Origin of the sequence: Bacteroides sp. (assembly GCF_030151085.1) — a bacterium.
Lineage (GTDB): Bacteria > Bacteroidota > Bacteroidia > Bacteroidales > Bacteroidaceae > Bacteroides.
The window spans coordinates 24,237-44,175 of record NZ_JASLER010000015.1; the positions used below are offsets into that span (position 1 = coordinate 24,237).

16 protein-coding genes and 2 pseudogenes are annotated in these 19,939 nt (G+C 41.8%); 2 read left to right on the forward strand and 16 right to left on the reverse strand.

Annotated elements, in window-relative coordinates:
* Positions 1-2: 2 nt before the first annotated feature.
* The 12 genes from Q1W14_RS03500 to Q1W14_RS03555 all read right to left on the reverse strand — a co-directional run bounded on the left by Q1W14_RS03500 (position 3) and on the right by Q1W14_RS03555 (position 14,422).
* Complete coding sequence (locus Q1W14_RS03500; protein ID WP_300699338.1) at positions 3-1,283, reverse strand: ABC transporter permease; 1,281 nt, start codon at positions 1,281-1,283, stop codon at positions 3-5.
* Positions 1,284-1,322: 39 nt separating this feature from the next.
* Positions 1,323-2,561, reverse strand: a complete 1,239-nt coding sequence (locus Q1W14_RS03505) for an FtsX-like permease family protein (protein WP_300699340.1) — start codon at positions 2,559-2,561, stop codon at positions 1,323-1,325.
* 33 nt (positions 2,562-2,594) lie between these two features.
* Entirely contained in the window at positions 2,595-3,887 is a 1,293-nt protein-coding gene (locus tag Q1W14_RS03510; protein WP_300699342.1) for an ABC transporter permease, read from the reverse strand.
* A gap of 25 nt (positions 3,888-3,912) precedes the next feature.
* The gene (locus tag Q1W14_RS03515; RefSeq protein ID WP_300699343.1) at positions 3,913-4,530 is read right to left on the reverse strand and encodes a DUF2807 domain-containing protein; all 618 of its coding nucleotides are present in this window, start codon (positions 4,528-4,530) and stop codon (positions 3,913-3,915) included.
* A 31-nt stretch (positions 4,531-4,561) separates the two neighbouring features.
* Entirely contained in the window at positions 4,562-5,824 is a 1,263-nt protein-coding gene (locus Q1W14_RS03520; RefSeq protein WP_300699344.1) for an FtsX-like permease family protein, read from the reverse strand.
* A gap of 13 nt (positions 5,825-5,837) precedes the next feature.
* Entirely contained in the window at positions 5,838-7,112 is a 1,275-nt protein-coding gene (locus Q1W14_RS03525; RefSeq protein ID WP_300699345.1) for an ABC transporter permease, read from the reverse strand.
* A gap of 23 nt (positions 7,113-7,135) precedes the next feature.
* Positions 7,136-7,801, reverse strand: coding sequence for an ABC transporter ATP-binding protein (locus Q1W14_RS03530; RefSeq protein WP_300699346.1), 666 nt, complete (start codon positions 7,799-7,801; stop codon positions 7,136-7,138).
* A gap of 176 nt (positions 7,802-7,977) precedes the next feature.
* Positions 7,978-9,270: an FtsX-like permease family protein gene (locus Q1W14_RS03535; RefSeq protein WP_300699347.1), complete on the reverse strand. Its 1,293-nt coding sequence runs from the start codon at positions 9,268-9,270 to the stop codon at positions 7,978-7,980.
* A gap of 6 nt (positions 9,271-9,276) precedes the next feature.
* Positions 9,277-10,584 (reverse strand): ABC transporter permease, encoded by a 1,308-nt coding sequence (locus tag Q1W14_RS03540; RefSeq protein WP_300699348.1) that lies wholly within the window; start codon positions 10,582-10,584, stop codon positions 9,277-9,279.
* A gap of 30 nt (positions 10,585-10,614) precedes the next feature.
* Positions 10,615-11,874, reverse strand: coding sequence for an FtsX-like permease family protein (locus Q1W14_RS03545; RefSeq protein WP_300699349.1), 1,260 nt, complete (start codon positions 11,872-11,874; stop codon positions 10,615-10,617).
* A 20-nt stretch (positions 11,875-11,894) separates the two neighbouring features.
* The gene (locus tag Q1W14_RS03550; protein WP_300699350.1) at positions 11,895-13,169 is read right to left on the reverse strand and encodes an ABC transporter permease; all 1,275 of its coding nucleotides are present in this window, start codon (positions 13,167-13,169) and stop codon (positions 11,895-11,897) included.
* A 5-nt stretch (positions 13,170-13,174) separates the two neighbouring features.
* Positions 13,175-14,422 (reverse strand): HlyD family efflux transporter periplasmic adaptor subunit, encoded by a 1,248-nt coding sequence (locus Q1W14_RS03555; RefSeq protein WP_300699351.1) that lies wholly within the window; start codon positions 14,420-14,422, stop codon positions 13,175-13,177.
* 689 nt (positions 14,423-15,111) lie between these two features.
* Here Q1W14_RS03555 and Q1W14_RS03560 point away from each other — a divergent pair.
* Positions 15,112-15,840, forward strand: coding sequence for a DUF305 domain-containing protein (locus Q1W14_RS03560; RefSeq protein WP_300699352.1), 729 nt, complete (start codon positions 15,112-15,114; stop codon positions 15,838-15,840).
* Positions 15,841-15,845: 5 nt separating this feature from the next.
* Entirely contained in the window at positions 15,846-17,243 is a 1,398-nt protein-coding gene (locus Q1W14_RS03565; protein ID WP_300699353.1) for a hypothetical protein, read from the forward strand.
* A gap of 74 nt (positions 17,244-17,317) precedes the next feature.
* Here the strand turns inward: Q1W14_RS03565 and Q1W14_RS03570 are convergent.
* From Q1W14_RS03570 to Q1W14_RS03585, 4 genes and pseudogenes are all read right to left on the reverse strand, one after another.
* Positions 17,318-17,395 (reverse strand): annotated as a pseudogene (locus tag Q1W14_RS03570) (AAA family ATPase); the annotation flags it as partial.
* A gap of 45 nt (positions 17,396-17,440) precedes the next feature.
* On the reverse strand, positions 17,441-17,734 hold the full coding sequence (locus tag Q1W14_RS03575; protein WP_300699354.1) for a hypothetical protein: 294 nt from the start codon (positions 17,732-17,734) through the stop codon (positions 17,441-17,443).
* 207 nt (positions 17,735-17,941) lie between these two features.
* Positions 17,942-19,417, reverse strand: coding sequence for a hypothetical protein (locus Q1W14_RS03580; RefSeq protein WP_300699355.1), 1,476 nt, complete (start codon positions 19,415-19,417; stop codon positions 17,942-17,944).
* Positions 19,418-19,435: 18 nt separating this feature from the next.
* Positions 19,436-19,939 (reverse strand): annotated as a pseudogene (locus Q1W14_RS03585) (hypothetical protein); the annotation flags it as partial.

The following is a 19,939-nucleotide window of genomic DNA, read 5'->3' on the forward strand; positions in this document are numbered from 1 at the left end:
ATTTATCTTTGGTTAATAGCATCAGTTATATTCATCTTTGAAGCACGCCATGCAGGTATTCCTGCCGAAAGGATATTCATAAGCAAGCAAAAACCGAAAGCCGAAAAAAATGCCCAAGGCGAAAGAAGCATACCAGTAGTAAGAGCTGTTTCGCCACTGAGGTAAGCATTCATGCTGTTACTAAAGAGGAAGTCCGTCAGCAGGAAGGTAGCAAGATAACTTAGGACAAGTCCTAAAATACCAGCCAGAAGTGTAAGCAGCAGATTTTCGAAAAAGACCTGCCGTATTAGTTCACTGCCAGTAGCTCCAAAGGCTTTACGTACGCCAATCTCTACCATGCGCTTCTGCATACGTGAAAGTGTCATACTGCTAAGGTTAATAGCAGGTACAAGCAAGAGAATAAAAATAATAATGACATAACTCAAGATTACTGAACTCATATCGGGAACTTGACTCCATTTTCGATAGAGATTAGTAAATGACGCATCTGGTTGTCCGCGATAAAAAACGTCTAAATTAACCAGTCCGTCGTTGTACTTTAGGCGTAGCTTTTCAGTCTCCTCACGAATAGCAGGAAAATCGGAAGCGGAGTGAGCCAGAATAACAGCACGCATCTGCCCCATCGTATTATCTTGCCAAGTAAGATCTGCCATATCAGTAGAATTGTATGGAACCCATATTTGTGCATACGCAGAGGTAGCCAAAGTGGATACATCTGCCACAACACCACAAATACGATAATCTACATGATTCAGTTGTACTGTTTTGCCAGTCACATCAGTAGTACCAAAAAGTTTACGGGCAATACTTGCATTAAGTACTACTACCGGTAGTCCTGCATCACTATCTGCCTTAGTAAACGCTGCCCCATTAAGGAAACGAAAATGGAAAATGTGCCAAAATGCTTCATCTGTTTGTTTTATATCTGCTGTAGTCTTTGCCCCTGCAGGTAGGGACACCCGTACCTTATTGGGTAGAGAGATCAGAGTCACTGCTTCGGCGGTGGTAAGAGATTTGAAGCATTCCTGCCCTGTATGGATGGACATAAAACTGTTTGCCGAATTACTATCATCTGCCCCCTTTGCCTTAACAGACATTGCAGAAACATAAAGTGAACGCGAACGATTCACCTCCGGTTCGCAATCAACAAGACGAACCTGAAAAGTAATAACAAGCACCATAATCATGCAGATAGCAAGTGCCGTGCCCAAGATAGAAACCCAAGTTATGATTGGGTTGTCACGCAAATGGTATAGAGCTTGTTGAAAATATAGTCGTATCATTTAAATTGAGTATTATGAATAAAAAAAAGAGAAATAATTCTATTCGTCGTGCAGAGCTTCTGCTGGTTGTACCTTCATTGCCTTACGTGCAGGTATACCAATACCAATAGCAATCATCAAAGCAATTAGAACAAAGCTAATGCCTGCACAAAGTAAAAGGCGATCCCATTCCAAGGTAGTGCCATTACGCCATGAATTCAATTCCAAATTCGCTATATTATAGTCTATCACCAAAGCCAATGGAGTTATCAGCAAAAGCAGAAGCCAGCCTTCGCAAAGTAAACGATAGAATATATCACGCACGGATGCACCATGCGCTTTATGTAATGCAATCTCCGAACGGCGTTGCTGTGTACGGAACCAGAATGTACCAAGCAGACCAAGGAAAATATTCAGCAGCAGGAATCCCATCCCCATCACATAGTTACGAATATCATTTGTCCATGCTTGCTGAAAATTTCGGCGTATATCATGAAATGAGCGAATTTCCGAAATAAAAAGATTACCTACACGGAACTGGCTTTCGCTGGCTTTCTTTAATTTCATGATAAAATCATTATCCTGCCCTTCGCGGACACGAACACAAAGTTCCATGCCTACCCAATAAAAAGACTGCTTGGCCAGAAAACAATACGAACTACGAGCTTGGTCATAATCATGATAACGTACATCTTGTAGGGCAGCTCCCAGTTTATACGTCTTGGTCGTATCACCGAAAAGCTGAAAACGTTTACCTACAAATTCAGTAAGTTTATGGTCGTACTTCCTATAAAGGTTATTAGAAGCCAAGAATTCACCCCGTTCCAGCATTTCTGCCAATTGTTCGGGTGTTTCACCATGTGCACCCTGATAGCGGAAAACACGTACGAAGTCCGGAGTTACCATTCTCCGGATGGTCCACTCAGGTGACTGGAGTGTATCATAACGTACAGGATCGGTACTATTACTTCCATTATAAGGATACGAGTTTTGCGAAAGGCTGACTGCTTCCACCTCCGGTCGGCGGCGCAGACGTTCTATCAGTTCGGTAATATCTGCATGGGTGTCATCGGTGCTCTTATTGGGCGTATAATCGGGACTTTTAGGTGTCAGTTCGCCCAATTCAATAAGATAACAGTGCTCTATGTTGAAGCCTCGCGGTTCTAGGTAAGTAGCAGCGCGGGTATAGAGATAGTCCACTACATACCACATCACTACGCTCACCACTAGCAACTCCAACGCCAACCATAGGTTCGAGAGCCATTCATTCTTTATCTGTGCAAGAAGTTTCTTAGTCATTTCTTTCAGTTATTAATGTTTAGTGATGAGTGATTAATGCAGGCGTCCGCTCAATGCATTTACAATTCCGACTCTCGATGCACGCCATGCTGGAATACCGGAACTCAATAAATTCAGTATGAAGCAGAACAACAATGCCCAACCAAAGGTGGAAGCATGCAGCAATATACTGGCATCTACCGCCGGAGGGCTTAGTGTTTGAGTGAATTCCTGTGCAAACAATAACGAATTACCCAAATAAGCAAATGCCACACTGAGCAACAATCCCAGTACACCAGCCATCAGGGTCACTACAAGATTTTCAGTAACAATTTGTCCCATCAATTCCAGACGTGTACTACCAAACGCCCGACGCACACCTATTTCAGATACACGCTGACGAAGACGGCTCTGCGTCATACTACTCAGATTAATAGCGGGTACTATCAGAAGGATAACAAAGATTATTAGTCTCTCTCTACGTGCCTGAGCCAAATCCGGTTCCAGATTGGCAGCAAAGGCTATTGCACTTTTCTCCTGATCGTATGGACGATTACGGTAGATAAGTTCATATCCATCAGCTCCAATCAGAGAATTATATTCTTGCCTACGCCGTTCCGCTTCCTCACGAATGGCATCAAAATCCTTACGGTCATGCGCTAAAATGGTACAACTCATCATACCCATGTGTGCATCACTCCATGTGTCATGTGTGATTTCGGTTGAAGTGTAAGGCACCCATACCTGCCCGTATGCACAAGTAGCCAAAGTAGAAACATCTTTCACTACACCCGCTACCTTATAGGGTGCATGGTTCAGCAGAAACTCGCGTCCTTCAACATCTGTACTCTGAAATAACTTCTTTGCTACACTCTCCGTAATAACCGCTACCGGCATTCCGGCATCGAATGTCGCCTTATCATAAGGCTTTCCGGAAGTAAAAGAGAAATCAAATATATTCCAGAAAATATCATCCGTTTGTAACAAGTCGATACCTACGGCAGGTTGTCCCGGAAGATTAACCGGAGTAGAGACTACCATACAAGTATAAATAGTCACAGCCTCAGGCGTTTTCAGTGTTTTGAAACACTCGCGTGCAGTTTTAGCACTCATAGGCCCGTTGCTGGTTCCATCCCCCCAGTTTTTATTAGAAATACTCATGTAATGCACATGCAAGAAACGGTCGCGATTACTCTCCGGAGCAAATGGTGCTACCTTAACCTGCTGCATCATCACCACTAACATGATGAGGAAGATAGCAAGCGCCGTACCTGCTATGCTCACTGCACTGATTAACGGTTGTTGCCGAAGTTGAGCCCACGCTTGTGTAAAATATTGTTTTATCATCTTAGTTCTCTGTAATTAAAGTTACTCAACGACCGATTTTCAGGTCACGTGTATTCACACCACCTACACCGTCCTTAGAAATGTCAGCTTTTCCAGCCGTACCACTCAAAGTCACATGTCCTACTCCATCCAGATGTGCAGATAAATAGTCGCAATTAACATGAATATCAGCCTTACCAACACCTTCCAAACCTACTTTTAACGAATGGCAAGTCAAATCCTTTACATTCACTTTTCCTACACCTTCTACCTGAAATTTAACATCGTTCAGTTTTAATGGCGCATCGCAATTAAAACTACCAACTCCTGTAAACTCCACCTTTTTCAAATCAGGGGCAGATAAGTAGATAGTCACACCTTTATTACGATTACGTTCATTATTATCCTTGAAACCAATGACAAGGCAACCGTCTTTCACTTCAGATGTAGTAGTCTTTACATACTTCTCCGGACCTTCAATCTTGAATGAATAAGTATTACTTTGAGTAAAATAAATCGTAGCAACCGAAGTCACTTCAATAGATGAAAAAGCTTCAACTTTACGTACTTCACTTACATTCTCATCTTTTCCATTACTGGCAGCATAAAGTGTACTGGTTATTACTGCAAATATACAACTAAGGGTTACAAACAATGCTTTCATAATTTATATATATTATATTTATATTCTGTTTTTAATCTTCATGTAATGCTTCAGCAGGTTCCACTTTCATGGCTTGCCGAGCCGGATACCAAATCCCCATCATCACCATCAGTGCTATCAGTAGCCAAGCACCAATCGAACCAAGCAGAAAACGTATTATGCTCCATTCTACAGGCCAGGTAGCTATCAATGCAGTACGCCCAATGGTAAATTCGCCAACACCTACGTTGTAACAAACCACCATGGCAGGTAGTGTAACCAGCGCCAGCAACAATAATCCCTCACCTACAAGAAGGAAAAATATCTGCCGCTTGGTACTGCCCATAGCCAACCGCAAGGCTATTTCCGAACGGCGGCGGCGCGTACGAACCCAAAAGGTTCCTATCAGCCCCAAAAAGACATTACCCAAAAGGAAAAGCACCACTATTGCCTGACTGTTCACCTTGTCTGTATCTCCATACAACACTTCGAACTGTGCCTGCATTTGTGTATAGGGTTCGGCATCGGCTACAAATATGTTGTCTGTGTCCAGTCTCGGTGCTATCTCGCGGAGAAATTGTTCCCGATAGTCCGGCCCATCGGCAGCAGGCTTCACACGGAAAACAATCTGCGCCCACTGATCACCGAATTCTTCACGAATAAACTGTTCACCTAGTCGCATAAAAATCCAATAAGCATCATTACCATAGCGATAATCACGAAAGCTACCAACAATGCCACCCTGAGTAACTGTATTCACTGTATCTCCACGCCATGCCAACGGTGTATTGAGTGAAAATTCAGGCACCCGCTTCTTAAAATAATCTACCACAGCCTGACTCAACATAACATTATTGATACCTATAGGCAATGAGGCAAAAACTCTGCCCGAATTCTCCTGCATGCGGAAGACACGAGTATATCCACCAGTAGCATAAATCATACGCCCATTCCGCTCGATAGTATCTTGTACAGTCAGCGTATTGTAGCTATTCGCACCGCTCATCGGCAAGCTCCAATAACTCAAAGAGGCTGCTTCTACAGTAGGTTCCAATTCTAACTTCTTCAGAATATTCAGAAACTTGTCAGCATTTAGCAACGTTGTATCGCGATTCTCGCCACCCTGAATCATGGTAAGACGATAAACATGGTCGATATTATATCCTAGAGGACGGTAAAAGGTATATTTCATGCAACCTAGAGAATCACAAAGAAACCACATCACGATAAATACCAAAAAGAGTTCGGCCAAGACCCACCCATTATTACTCAGGCGCGCCCATATCATGTGTAAGTTGTGTAAAATGAATTTCATAATACTTCTTGTTTTATTTATCGTTCAGTGAATCTACAATTGTCCGCCTCACCGCCAACCATGCAGGCAGTCCTGCACTAAGAGCGTTGATGACCACACAAAAAGCAAAAGCCAACAAAAACACCCACGGACTGAACAATGCCTCCATACTCAAACTAAAATCTCCTGCCGTACCAATATTCTGATTGTTAGTGAAGAGCCAGGTACGCATCCCCCACACAGCTATGTAACTGAACAACAATCCCACCAGACCGCCAAGCAATGTCAACAACAGATTTTCATTCATTATTTGACGTATCAGCACACCACGGGTTCCTCCGAAGGCCTTGCGTACTCCAAGTTCAGAAGTGCGCTGCTGCATCCGGCTGTTACTCAATCCACACAAATTGAGCGACGGTACCAGCAGAATGATGAACAATGCAATAGCATATTGCAGGTAGAGCATTGTGACATCCGGTCCCACGTTGGACCATACATGGTTCACGTGTGCCACGATGTCATCCGGTTGCTCCATGATATCTATCTGCATATCTCCCAACCCGGCATTTACTCCCTCTACCCGTTTCGAAACACCTTGTCTGATAGTCTGAAAATCATTGGACGTATGGGCCAGTAAAGCAATATGAGTATCACCACTGTAACTCCATTCCGAAGTTACTTTCAGATCATCTACCGGATACATACTCCATATTTGCGCATAAGCATCCTTTGCTGTGACAGAAATATCTTTCACTACTCCTATCACACGCGCCGGTTCGCGGTTCAATAATAACTGCAGCCCTACTACATCCGTAGTGCCAAACACTTTCCTTGCTACAGAAGCACAGACCACAACAGCTTTCGCATCTCCCGTACGATCCTCTTCTGTAAAACCACGTCCTGCCATGAACTGCATGCTGAATACTCTCCAAAAACCGGGATCGGTCTGCATGGCATCCACTTTTACCCGGTTACCCCCATCTGTAAGCGAAACCAGCGCAGCACAAGCTGGAACAAAAGCTGTACAAGCCTCCACTTCCGATAATGGTTGTATACATTCCTTCATAAATGCCGGCGAAGGAGTATTAAAACTATGATTTCCTTCCTCTGTTTTACTGCCTATATGCATACCAGAGAAGTAGAGGCACCGGCTACGGTTCACCTCCGGTTCCAAATTGGCATACTTCGTTTGCCAAGTAATCACAATAGCCATAATCATAGTAATAGCAAAAGCCGTACCCAGTATGGATATTGTACTCAACAAGGGATTCTGCTTCAGGATAGTAAATGCTTGTCTTATGGTCTGCATATTGTTAAACAGTTAAAGAGTAATTATTCTACTTGACGTCCATCGAAGAAACGAACAGTACGGCTGGTTTGCTTAGCCTGCTCTTCATTATGGGTCACCATTACGATGGTACGTCCATCTTCCTTGTTCAACTGGTGCAATAATTCCATAACTTCGGCACCCATCTTAGAGTCCAAGTTACCGGTAGGCTCATCGGCGAGAATTATCTCCGGATTACCAATAATAGCACGAGCAATAGCAACACGCTGGCATTGACCACCGGATAGCTGTGTAGGCATGTGACGCATACGATGGCTCAAACCGACTTTTTTCAAAACTTCTTCTGCCAGATGGCGACGTTCTTTTGCAGATACTTTTCTATAAAGTAATGGCAACTCTACATTATCAAGTACATTCAACGAATTGATCAAATGGAAAGACTGAAATACGAAGCCTAATTTCTGATTACGGAAAGCAGCCAGTGCCTTGTCCTTCATACCATCCACCTTGGTACCTGCAATTTCAATAGTTCCGTTTGTCGGAGCATCCAGCAATCCCATAATATTCAACAAGGTTGATTTACCACAGCCTGAAGGCCCCATAATACTCAGAAAATCTCCCTTATTCACCTCAAGGTTTACATTCTCCAATGCTACAGTTTCAATCTCGTTCGTACGATAAATCTTGTTGATGCCAGTTAACTTAATCATAATAGTAATGTATTTAATTGTTTATTATTTAACTCCGTTTATTTTTCGCACAATAATTTCATATTAGTCAAATGTTATGCCAAAACTGTTTATTACTGATTTACTGCTATTTAGTTATAAATAAGAATGTCCGAAAATGAACACTATGTCCGTTTTAGTAATAGGTTACCGAATAATTACTCATCACGTAATGCTTCAGTAGGCGGTATCCGGCTAATGCTACGTGCCGGTATATAAACTCCTAGTAATACTACGGCCAAGATAATGACATAGACAATGAGTGATACGGCTATAAAGTGTAGGCTAAAGTTATTAATCCAATAAAGTTCACCGGTAATTTCACCTTGCTGGAACCAATTTCCTTCGGATATACCATATTGCAGATAAGCAAAACATCCTATTATCCAAGCAAAGCTGGCCAAAACAGCGGCTTCTCCCATTAATAAACGAACAATATGGTTCGGAGAAGCACCATAACTCAGTAGCACCCCGACCTCTTCACGACGACTACGTGTCTGAAGCCAAAAGGTTCCGGTTACTCCCAAGGCTAGATTTGTCAAGAAGAAAATAGCCAAAGCTACATTCATCCGGTACTTATTGGTTATTCCCCATTCGTATTCTCTTGCTTCTATCTGTTGTTGATAGTTGCTGGCATTGCGCACATACAAATTGCCGGCTCGAAGATGCTTTCGTGCCCATGGGCGGAATTCATGCATGAAGCGTTGTTCCGAAACACCCGGACGAAGGCGGAATAGGACTTGTCCGTTATCTTCTACCTCAGAAGCTTGAAGTTTCAATTGCGGCTCAAAACGACATCCTACTCCCTGTTCAAAGGTCAGAGTACGAACCTTCTCGACCATTGCACGGATACGATAATCAATGGTATCGTTTACTTGAGTATCAAAAAACCGTTTACCTGTTAAGGAAGTTCCGCCTGTCAACCGACCAACCAGATCTTCAGTCAAAATCTGATCTCCATTCTCGAAATCCATATTATCCAATTCCTGAGCAGTTTTTCCATCAACTCCCCGAAAACCAAAAGTCTCAAAATAATTAGAATGAGGTAGAAAGTAATACACATTACTTGTAACTTCAAGCGTGTCATACTTTAACGTTGCCATAGCTGTACCATCCGATGCAGGATAAGCAAAAGTGATTAATGGCGTAGCGCATTGTATATCGGGATGATTACGCAGCTCTTGCAACAATCGTTGAAGATTCTGCATCGTATGAAGTGAATCGGACTCTTCTTCATTATAACCGGGAGCTTTCGATGGCAGATTGTTGAGTTGAGCAATCAGCAACCCGTCGGGATTATAGCCCAAAGGCAAAGAACGGTTATAACTCAGCACAAAAACGGGATCGGTAATGTACCAGGTCAGTACAGTAACCAGTATCAGTTCGGCAAGTAACCAAGCATTACGCCGACGCCGTGCCCAAAGGTTTTTCAGTATAAGTTTCAACATCATAATATATTATTTTTGCTCGTTTAGTGATGCCGTGATAGGACGACGCAACGACTGCCATGCAGGAATCAATGCCGAGAGTACATTCAACAACAAACAGAATAAGACCGCAACCACAAACACTGCCGGTGCAAAAAGCATATCCATGCCTAATGAGGCATCGGCACCTTCGGGTACGCCCGAAGGATAACTTTCAAATAAGCTGAAAGTATTATGTCCTGATATAACCAAGGCGATCCATGCAACCACTAATCCCAGCAACGCTCCTAAACCGGAGAGGACCAAGTTTTCCCAAAGTACTTGTTTCAGCAGTAATCCCCGGTTAGCTCCAAATGCCTTACGCACTCCCATTTCAGGAAGCCGGCGTTCCATACGTGCAGAAATCATACCACTCAGATTAAGTGCCGGAACAAAAAGTAACACAAAGGCTATGCCTGCAAATGTTCCTATCACTTTAGTCCAATCAATATTCTGGTTTTGAAAAGTTCGGAAAGTATTACGCCAATATGTCTCCGGTTGACCAACCAAATCGATCTTCCAATTGTCGTCTCCTCCGGCTGCATTGTATTTTCGAACCAGTTCATCCACCTCAGTTTTTACATCAGCTATACCATCTTTTCCCTTAGACAAGATATATGCTCGGTAAGCACCTATCCCCCAAAGTCTCCCCTTTTTGTCGTAACCATCCATGCAACTATAAGGAAGATAGAGTTGTGCATACGAATCTGGTGTCAGATAACTTCCGCCACGTACAATACCCACTATTTTTACATCAGTATAGTTCAGTGAAATGACCTTACCCACTACTCCTTGTGTTGTTCCAAAGAGTTGACGGGCATAACTATCAGTCAATACGGCATTACGAATACTACTACGCCGGTCCGCTTCTGTAAAAGGTTTACCATCAAGAAATGTCAAAGGAAAGACGCCAAAGAAATTTTCATCTGTATATTTTACCTGAACCGGAACTTCTTCTTCTGTTTCTGATTGTTGTATGTAAGAAGAATTATTCCCCCAAGGACTATAAACCCCTGTTACCAGCTCGGCACTCTTCAATGTGTACATCCACTCTTTTAACATTGCATAGCTAAGCATAGCAGCTTGCATATTCTTCTCTTTGGTCATTTGCGCTGTTTTAACAACCAGTGTATATTCTCTGTTTGTTTCAGGATAGACGGGCGCTATTCTCACATAATAGACAATAGCTATCACCATCGTCATTGCAATAGATAGTCCGGTACCCACAATATATAGTGAACTGAAAAGCTTGTTTTGTTTCAGTAGTTCCCAGGCTTGTTTCAGATAAGTTTTTAGCATTTTTCTAGTATTTATTTTCTATAGTTCTGTTTATTCATAGTGCAACGCCTCTGCTGGTTGCTCCTTCATAATCCAATAGGCAGGAACAGCGATACCCAGCAGTATCATCAACGTCATGATACCTAAAGAAATACCGATTTCGATAAGCCAACGTTCGAGGCTATATGAAACCTCCGAAGCCAATAAATCCATGTGATTCAAGTTCAACACAATAATGGCGATGGGCACAGCTGCCAGCAACAGAAGTAGCACTCCTTCGGCATTCAGCCAAGATATGATTCTTCCTTTCGAAGCCCCTAATGCCATACGAAGTCCGGTTTCGGCACGGCGTGCCTGCGTACGCATCCAAAATGTACCGGTTATTCCGAAGAATACATTCAGCAGCAAAAAGAGGCAGACTAGTTGCGACATCTTCATTTCGGTCATTTCCACATTAATCCGTTGGTTACGCATTTCTTCAAAGTTAGTAACGGCATTTACATAAATATTGCCCGAGACAAGACCATCACCCAAAGAAGCAAGCCATGCTTCTATTTCGTCTTGTGTCATGTTGCGTTTCATACGTATGGAATACTCCATGTCTTTGGGACGATACCACTCAAAATATTCTCCCATTAAGGCACCGGATGCTTTGACATAGAAACTAGCTGTAGCAGGTTCAAAGTCAGATTCACGAATAGAGGGGGCTACTGCCAGTATAGGTGACACATCCAGTACACCGGTATCTACCAAACGATTGCGCGGGTCTTGAGTCGGAAAGAATTTTTCCGCCAACTTTTCAGTAATGATTACTTGACCTTTGGCAGGATCTTCCAAATCACGAATACGCTTGCCGTTCACGTCATGAATGTTGAATACTTCAAAATAGCCAACATCTCCCACTTGGCTATGCAATGTTTCGGGAGAAGCATTAATACTGTCAGCACCCGCAGGTGCTATAGTAGTCCAAGAGTTGCCTTGGCTGTAGGGACAACTATTAAAGCTACCGCCCACGGCTTCCACTTCATCAGTTGCCATCAAACGGTCAGTCAACTCGCAAATACGATCCCAACATTTGGTACCCCGTTCTTGCTCACCGACATAACCCTGTGTTCCCGGTTCTATTTCTTCTAGATGAAGCCGCCAACACCGAGCAATGTCATAACCCAAAGGCTGATTGTAAAGGGTAAATTTGCTATAGTAGATATCTGTTAGCATAAATATAGCAAACAATACTAGAGTCAACTCTGCAAAAATCCATCCGTTCTGCTTGCGCTGATTCCATATCAGAGTAATAAGATGACGTATCATGTATATATTTTTTTTAGAGTTTACTCCTGATTATTCAATGATTTGACAATATTGTACTTTCCTGCACGCCATGCCGGTACACCCGCGCACATCAGGTTGAGCAGGAAGATAAAAAATAGAGATGCGAGAAACATTTCAGGTCGAATCAACATTGCCATACTGATTTCTGATCCTGTAGGGAAGAAAATGCTACGCGTCAGCCAAAGCATAACTACTGAGAATACCAATCCGAATACCCCTCCGATAAATGTAATAACCAGATTCTCATTGACAACTTGCCTGAACACATTTCCGGCGGTTGCACCAAATGCCTTGCGTACTCCTATCTCTGCACGGCGCTTACGGAAACTGGTAATTGTAATACCAATCATGTTGAGGGCAGGCAGTAACAGTAAAAACAGTATAAAGCCTCCTTGGGTTAAAAACCATTCCATATAGGGTACTTCATTTTTGAAACCGATATAATTGGTTATAATCAAATCGAAATTACTTAAGGGACCACTAAAAAAGCTGATTTTATACTCCGGATTATTTGTATTGAATTGTTGAGTTGCCTTCTCCATTTCCATACGGATAGTAGAAAAATCACCGGTACTACCCGCCAGCATTACCACATTAAAGCCTCCTACCAATCCTCCACATACATTGGCTGGAGTCTCCATACCGGCATTAGAATTATAAGGTATCCATAGATCCGAATAGGCGAAACGGGCCGTACGAGGAACATCTTCTACTACGCCACAAATGGAATATTCTTTCTTGTTGATAAGCAACCGTTGTCCAGATATCCCTTCGGACTTTCCAAATAGGCGACGTGCCAACTTCTCACTGATTACCACTTTGCAGATTCCACTTTCACTTTCTTCACGAGTAAAAGGTGCACCTTCAAGATATTTAAAATCGAATATATTCCAAAATCTTTCATCGGTATTAGTTGCTGAATATTTAGAGAATGTACGTTTACCGGGTACATTGACCGAAACTGTACTACGTGCATATCCGCTTACTTCTTGCGGTGTTTTCAAGTCGTAGAATAATTCACGGACTACACGTTTACCCATATATCCGTTATTCGTATTTCCATTATCTCCCTTTTCTACCACACGCATGGCAGTGACATGCAACATTCGGCTACGGTTTGACTCAGGAGCATACTCAGCCAAACGTACTTGTATTACCAGAATAATCAGCATTACTGCAGTAATGGCAAGGGCGGTACCTGCTATAGAAAGTCCACTGATCAGCGGATTCTCTTTTAACAGACTCCAAGCTTGTTTCAGATAGATCTTTATCATGGCGGCTATTTCAATTTCAGTTTGCTCTTGTTTTTGTATTCACTCATATCGCTCACTACCACTTCATCGCCGGGTTGCAAGCCACTGACTACTTCTACAAACTCAAAGTTGCTATCCCCTAACTGAACTTTACGTTTAATTATTTCGTTGTCAGAGTTGCGTACAAAGAGCTCATATTCTCCACGTCCTACGTAATAAGATGCATTGGCAACACGCATTACATCTTCTTTCACTGCATTCATCACATAAACATCGGTCTTCAAGCCCGAACGCAAGCGTTTATTGTTGTCTTCATTCAACTGTACGGTAAAGGAAATAACGCCATTCTTTGAAAGCGGTGTAACACTGCTTACCGCACCTTCCAGCTTCTCGCTACCAATCTTTACTATAGCTTTGCCACCGGCAGCTACACGGTCGCCGTATGTATCGGCTATTTCGCCTTCAACCTTGAAGTGACTTAAATCGGAGATTACGGCAATCCGGTCGCCTTGTGTCACCTGTGCACCGATCTGGTTATTGATAAATGTAAGAATTGCTTTTCTCGGCGAACGTATCTGTGCATCATCCAATGTACGTTTTACTTCTGCCAAGCTCTTCTTGAAGATACTGAAGTCAAGTTCCTGTACTTTATATTCGGCAGCAAGAACCTCTTTTTCATTGGAAAATTGTTGTTTCAACTGTTCGTATTCTAATTGTGCTACATTATAGCTAAGCTCTGCCTGACGTACTTTATCGGTAGTCCCTGAGCCCAAGCTATCAAGATATTGCTCATTACGCAGTTCTACTTTCATACGGTTCAGCTTCATGGCCGATACTTTAATCTGCATTTGCAGGTCGTTTAGTTTTGTCTGATTATTCACTTGAAGCTGTTTCAGTTTGTAACTGCGCATCTGCTCTTCGTCCAATGATTTTTTGTAGTCTGTTTCGGCAGTTTGCAAGTCCAGCTTCAAGATGGGTGTACCTGCATCTACGCTATCTCCACCTTTCTTATATATCTCCATGATACGGGTATTGATGGGTGAATTGATAATTTCCTCAAATGCGGGCACCACTTTTCCCGAAGCGCTAACGCTGACTTCAATCGTACCCTTGCCAACTTTCGAGAATACAAGGTCTTTTTCTTTAACGCCCGTACGCATCAAAGAAATAAGTACACTGACCAATACAATGCCTGCTATACCCAAACCACCAAAACGAATAATTTTCTTATTACGTTCTTTGTTTCGCACTTCTTTTGGAATTTCTCTATCCATATCTTTATTGTGTTTTTATTATTTACGAACATTACACCTTTTTATATACTAAATCTATGCCAAAACTGTAAACGCTTGAAAGTAAGCGGAAAGGCAAAAAAGAAGAGTGTCCGTTTTCGAACACCCTGTACATTTTCGGATAACATAGTTTCCTTTAACTGTTAACATGAAGACCTCGCTTTCATTTCATTACATAAGCTGAAAGGATTACAAAAGAGCTTCCGCTCTACTCTTAGAACGGAAGCTCTTAAACAAACAAACAAAAGAGGTTAACGAGATATCACATCTAGCATTCCTCTGCATAAACAACCGAAAGAAAATATAGGAGGAATGGAGAATCCTTCTAACCTTCCGGTATTTTTCAATCTGTAATGATAGTCATCTATTGCCGCTTACATAGAAAAGGTTAGGTCTTTGTTTATATAATCGTATCCTTTGACAAAATGCTATAGCAATAAGATATGTGCAAAATTAGTCCAAAATCAAATGCCACAAAAAGAATTAATATTGGATAAAAGAGTCAGTTTTTTTGTATATTTCGTTCATGTCAAGTTGCGCGAATAACCTGAATGGCTTTTATTCAAGTGTCACAAGCTGATTCATAAGCAGTAAGGGATAAACTATAAAAATTAAACTTACCAGATACATTATTTGTTTAACGATAAATAAACCTTAATAACTCCACTGCAATGAAACAAAAAATCAAATTACTACTGGCAATTGCAACCATGTTCTCCATCACCTCTTTTGCATACTCTCAGGATGTTGGGTGCAAGTGCGGCAATCAGTGCAAATGCGGTGAAAAGAACGGTACGGGAATGTGCAAATGCGGAGTCGGTTGTCAATGTGCCCAGATGCACTCGCATTCGATGCAGATGACTCACAACAATGTTTTTCTCATTATGATGGACTCAATGATGACAGCTATGGACGCAGCTCCATTGGATGCTTCGGCTGAAGGAAATTTCCTGCGTCAAATGATTCCACACCACCAAGGAGCGATAGAAATGGCGAAGTACGAAATTGCCAACGGGAAGAATAAACAAATGATACAGCTTGCCAAAAGTATTTTGACCGAGCAGCAGGGTGAGATTCAAGAAATGAAGGCCATGCTGGCACTCTATCCTTTTGTGCATAACCAGGTTCCGAGTGCCGACTATAAGAAGTCAATGGATGACGCTATGATGAAGATGATGACGGCAACTCCTTCGGACAAAGACCTTCAAGGCAAAAGCGTTGACTGTGCCTTCGCAATGGTAATGCTTCCTCATCATCAGGCAGCAGTCGATATGTCTACGGCGCTGCTTAAGCTCGTACCGACAGGACAAGTAGCAACCTATGCCGCGCGCATCATCTCCGACCAACAAATAGAGATTCAACAGATGGCTGAATTCATTAAACAAAATTGTAAAGAATAAAACGTATGCAGAAGCTAATTATCGCCGGCCTCGCATTGCTGGCAACATTCACTATCTCGGCTCAGGAGCGTTATGCAAAAGACCGTGTGTATACAGGTAATCAGGTATCGAATACCGTTTCGGTCGTCGATCCGGCCACCAACACCCTACTGGGTGAAATCATTCTTGGCAAGCCACAGACTAACATTCTCTCACCGCTCTACAAGGGGCAGGCATTGGTGCACGGATTGGGATATTCACCCGTGAAACAGATGTTGGCAGTGGTATCAATCGGTTCCAACTCTGTGACGCTCATTTCAACCAATGACAATACAATTCTCAAGACTATCTATTTGGGTCGCTCTCCTCACGAGGCAACTTTCCTCCCAAACGGGAAAGAGGTATGGATCACTGTTCGAGGCGAAGCATACGTGAGCGTTGTCGATGTGGCAACGATGAAGGAAACTCAGCAAGTGGCAGTATCAGATGGTCCGGGCATGGTAGCTTTCACACCCGACGGTAAGTTTGCATATGTTTGTTCAAGTTTCTCACCCTATTTAGATATTGTAGATACCCAAACCTATAAGGTGGTCAAAAAGATAGATATACCGAGTTCATTCTCTCCCAATATCTTTCCGAGTCCTGATGGTAAGTTGATGGCTCTAACACTCAAAGATATTGGCAAGGTGGTGGTTATCGATACCAAAACCAACGAGATTGTTAAGACATTCTCTACCGGATCTATTACCAACCACATAACCTTTACTGTTCTCAATGGCAAACTGTTGATGCCCGTAACAGTGGGCGGAGAGAACTGCGTAAAAGTGTATGATGTGGCGGATAATTATAAACTTATTGCAACAATCCCTACAGAAACGCTTCCTCATGGCGAGTGGGCGTCACCCGATGGCAAGCGGTTGTATGTGGGATTGGAATATTCCGACCAAGTTCAACCCATTGATCTCGAAACCATGACCGCTATGAATGCTATTCAGGTAGGTCAGAGCCCACAGGCATTGCTCTATGCTGCGAATGCCGTAACAAGCGGAAATGGAACGCAAGGGCTTAAACCGCTGCAAGATCCTGCTTCCACCCAGGTTGTAGTGATGAAAAATCTTGTGGATGGTAGTTCCGCAACGGGTCAATTGGCGGTTCGTCCAATCGGGCTTACCGACCTTGTAGAACAACTATTCCTTAAACTCAAGCCTGGTACAGCATATATTCTAGCTTTGACCAACAGTGATAAAACTCCCTATGTGGCAGACTATGAGATCAACTCATTTATTACGGAGGCTAACGGGAAATATGCCGGGCAATCCACCGGACTAGTCAAGAGCACAACCAGCTCACAGGAGCCATACAAGCATGTGATTCTGATTGATAAATCGACTGGTGAAGTGGTGATGATAGGAGAAAACAAATAGTAATCGTCCGATAATAGAGCAATCCCCTGTCAGTAAGTGACTCACTGCTGACAGGGGATTGCTCTCAAGGGCATTTTATCAACATAAAAATATCCTTCCTTACGGAGCTTTTCAAAATTCTGTATGCCGATAGGATAAATTTTATTGCTTATAGATATTCATATTAATGATTCTTACTACAAAAGTAGCAAATTAAATCACTCATTACTCATATCTATATTATATTCTTTTTCCCATTCCGTACGTTGCTTACGAAAACCATCTCTAATTTCCTGAAAAAATTTCTTATGAGCAGCTTCTGATTTTTGTTTTGCTTCTTCCGCAACTTCTTTTATTAATTGAGAAAGCATTTCATCAGAAGGTTCTTCCATACTTGTGAGACGATAGGAATTCATTTCTTTTTCTGACATATCGAATTCACATTTAGTATTATCACACGAAGATAGCAATGTTTTATTATATATTCCCAAAAGAGTTCCTTTTCCTTTCATAGAAAAGAATCTCCTTTCCACGCTTGGAAGGGAGATTCGCAAACAAACAAAAACACATAGGATGGGGATTCACATCTACAACCGATGCTGGTAATCCGCAGATTGTGCAAAGAAGATAAAATCTAAAAAATCTTTGCGCTTGCGGAATGTTTTTATCTGAACTATCTGCAATTTATGGTTTTATGAACGGATGAACGGAGTATATATTTAGTTCTTTACACATCGGATTGATAAATTGTAACCATCATTACATCCATTAATAAATGGCACTCCTTCTTGAAAATGCGGTGAAAAGTCTAAAAATGTACCTTTCCCTGTTCCTCTATATAATCCTCGATTATTGGCATCCAATGCTTCGGGATATGTCATATTTGCTTCTAAGTAATACCCACATTTAGGTAAGAGTAGAATGTCATTAAATAATCTTCCGTTTGCTGAGTCTTTGCTATTTAAATTTACTAAATTTATCAGTTCATCTGAAGTGGGAGTTCTCCATCCTCCATTAACTTGCCTACAAGGATCATTGTTATCATTCCAAGCAGTATTGTCTCCAGTTATAAATGGATTGAGTTGATTCCAAGGCCAATATGCACCACCTGATAAAGCTGATGAATATGTTCCACTCGATGGATAAAAGGCAAAAGTATTGCCACTTTTGTATAAATTTCCATTAGCCCAGAATGCTCCTCCTACTATATATCCTTCTGTTGTAGTAAACGATATTTTTGTATTATATATCTCTCCTCTATTAAATCTCAAGCTAGAGAGTGTAATACTTTTATTACTGAATACTTTTCCACCAATAGTTGGAGTTAACTTAATGATTATACTATTGGATGTTTGTGGAAGTATATAGATATAATCACTGGATACACTCATAGCATTTGGGGCACTCCAAGTCAAGTTGACTGTACCAGCAGTTGAATTTCTAGTAAATTCATCATTTGTGAAAGAGAAAGTTGCACTATTGCTGGGTAATGTTAGCGTACCGGAGCATGAGGTGATATTCGCCATTCTCCCACTTTCGGCTGTTACTATTACTCTGTAGTGTACACAACGTAGTTTAAATACTATATCGTTCAAGGTATATTTACTCCCCAAATTGCTTATTTCAATATTAGGCTTGATACATGTCATGAAATTTTTTCCATGAGAAACTGTAATAGAGGCAGTGCTGTTATCAAATGTAGTTATTGCATTGGAATCTCCATATGAATAACATACAAAAGTATATGTTCCAGCCGGTATGACAAGTGGTGTAATTGTTTCTATTGTACCATCGGTAAGTAATTTATAATCTCCATACCCTTTATAGTTTGCAGTAGAAATATCAGTAGCATTTGTACATGTATAGGCTATTATTCTAAATATTGTATTATCGTCAATGTTACTCCATCGTGTAACTGCCTTCTTTTTGGGGATATTGATGGACTCAGTTTGAGTAACAATTTCCATATTTAAGCCATCAGTATTATCTGTTTTACAATTAGTTACTACATTTCGTGTATCAATATTATTATTAGTATTCCACCCTTCAATTTGGGGAGTTTCTACTTCAATATGTATTTCTTGGGTTGGTGTGACTATATTCGGTTCGTTGTCATTATTGTTACATCCGGTTACAAAGAATATACATACCATTCCTACCCAAAAGATGATTATACTGTTTCTACTTCTATCCATAAAAGTTTGGTATTATAGTTATAAGGGTATTTGCCCACTTCCATTTTCAAGTTCATTACTCCATGCATCTGCTGATACGCTAGTTGCAATCACTAGTGTCTTGTTTCCTTTAAGAGCTTCCGCTTCCGTGGTGTAGCCCGCATTGCTGACTTCTTTTATATTCACTATATATCGGTAGTTCCTTTTAATCGGAATATAGCTTCCACTGCTTGTCAGGTCGACCCGGTAGTAATTCGTGCTTCCCGCATAGGTTCCTCCTATCACCAGACATACATTGTTGTCTTTATTAGTACCCTGTGCCGCTTCTGCCACATACATAGTACGGATTAATAATTTACCGTCCGAGCAGGCATAAGTCAATGCCCCGTTTGTACCTGCATCGGGAGGTATGGATACGGATGTCACTACATTGCCTGTGATAATCCCTCCGTTTACCGGAGCTGCATAACCTTTGTTTTTCGTTCGGTATATGCTTACACTCTTCAGAGTGAAGTTTGCGAGTCCGCTTGCTGTTTCCCCGCT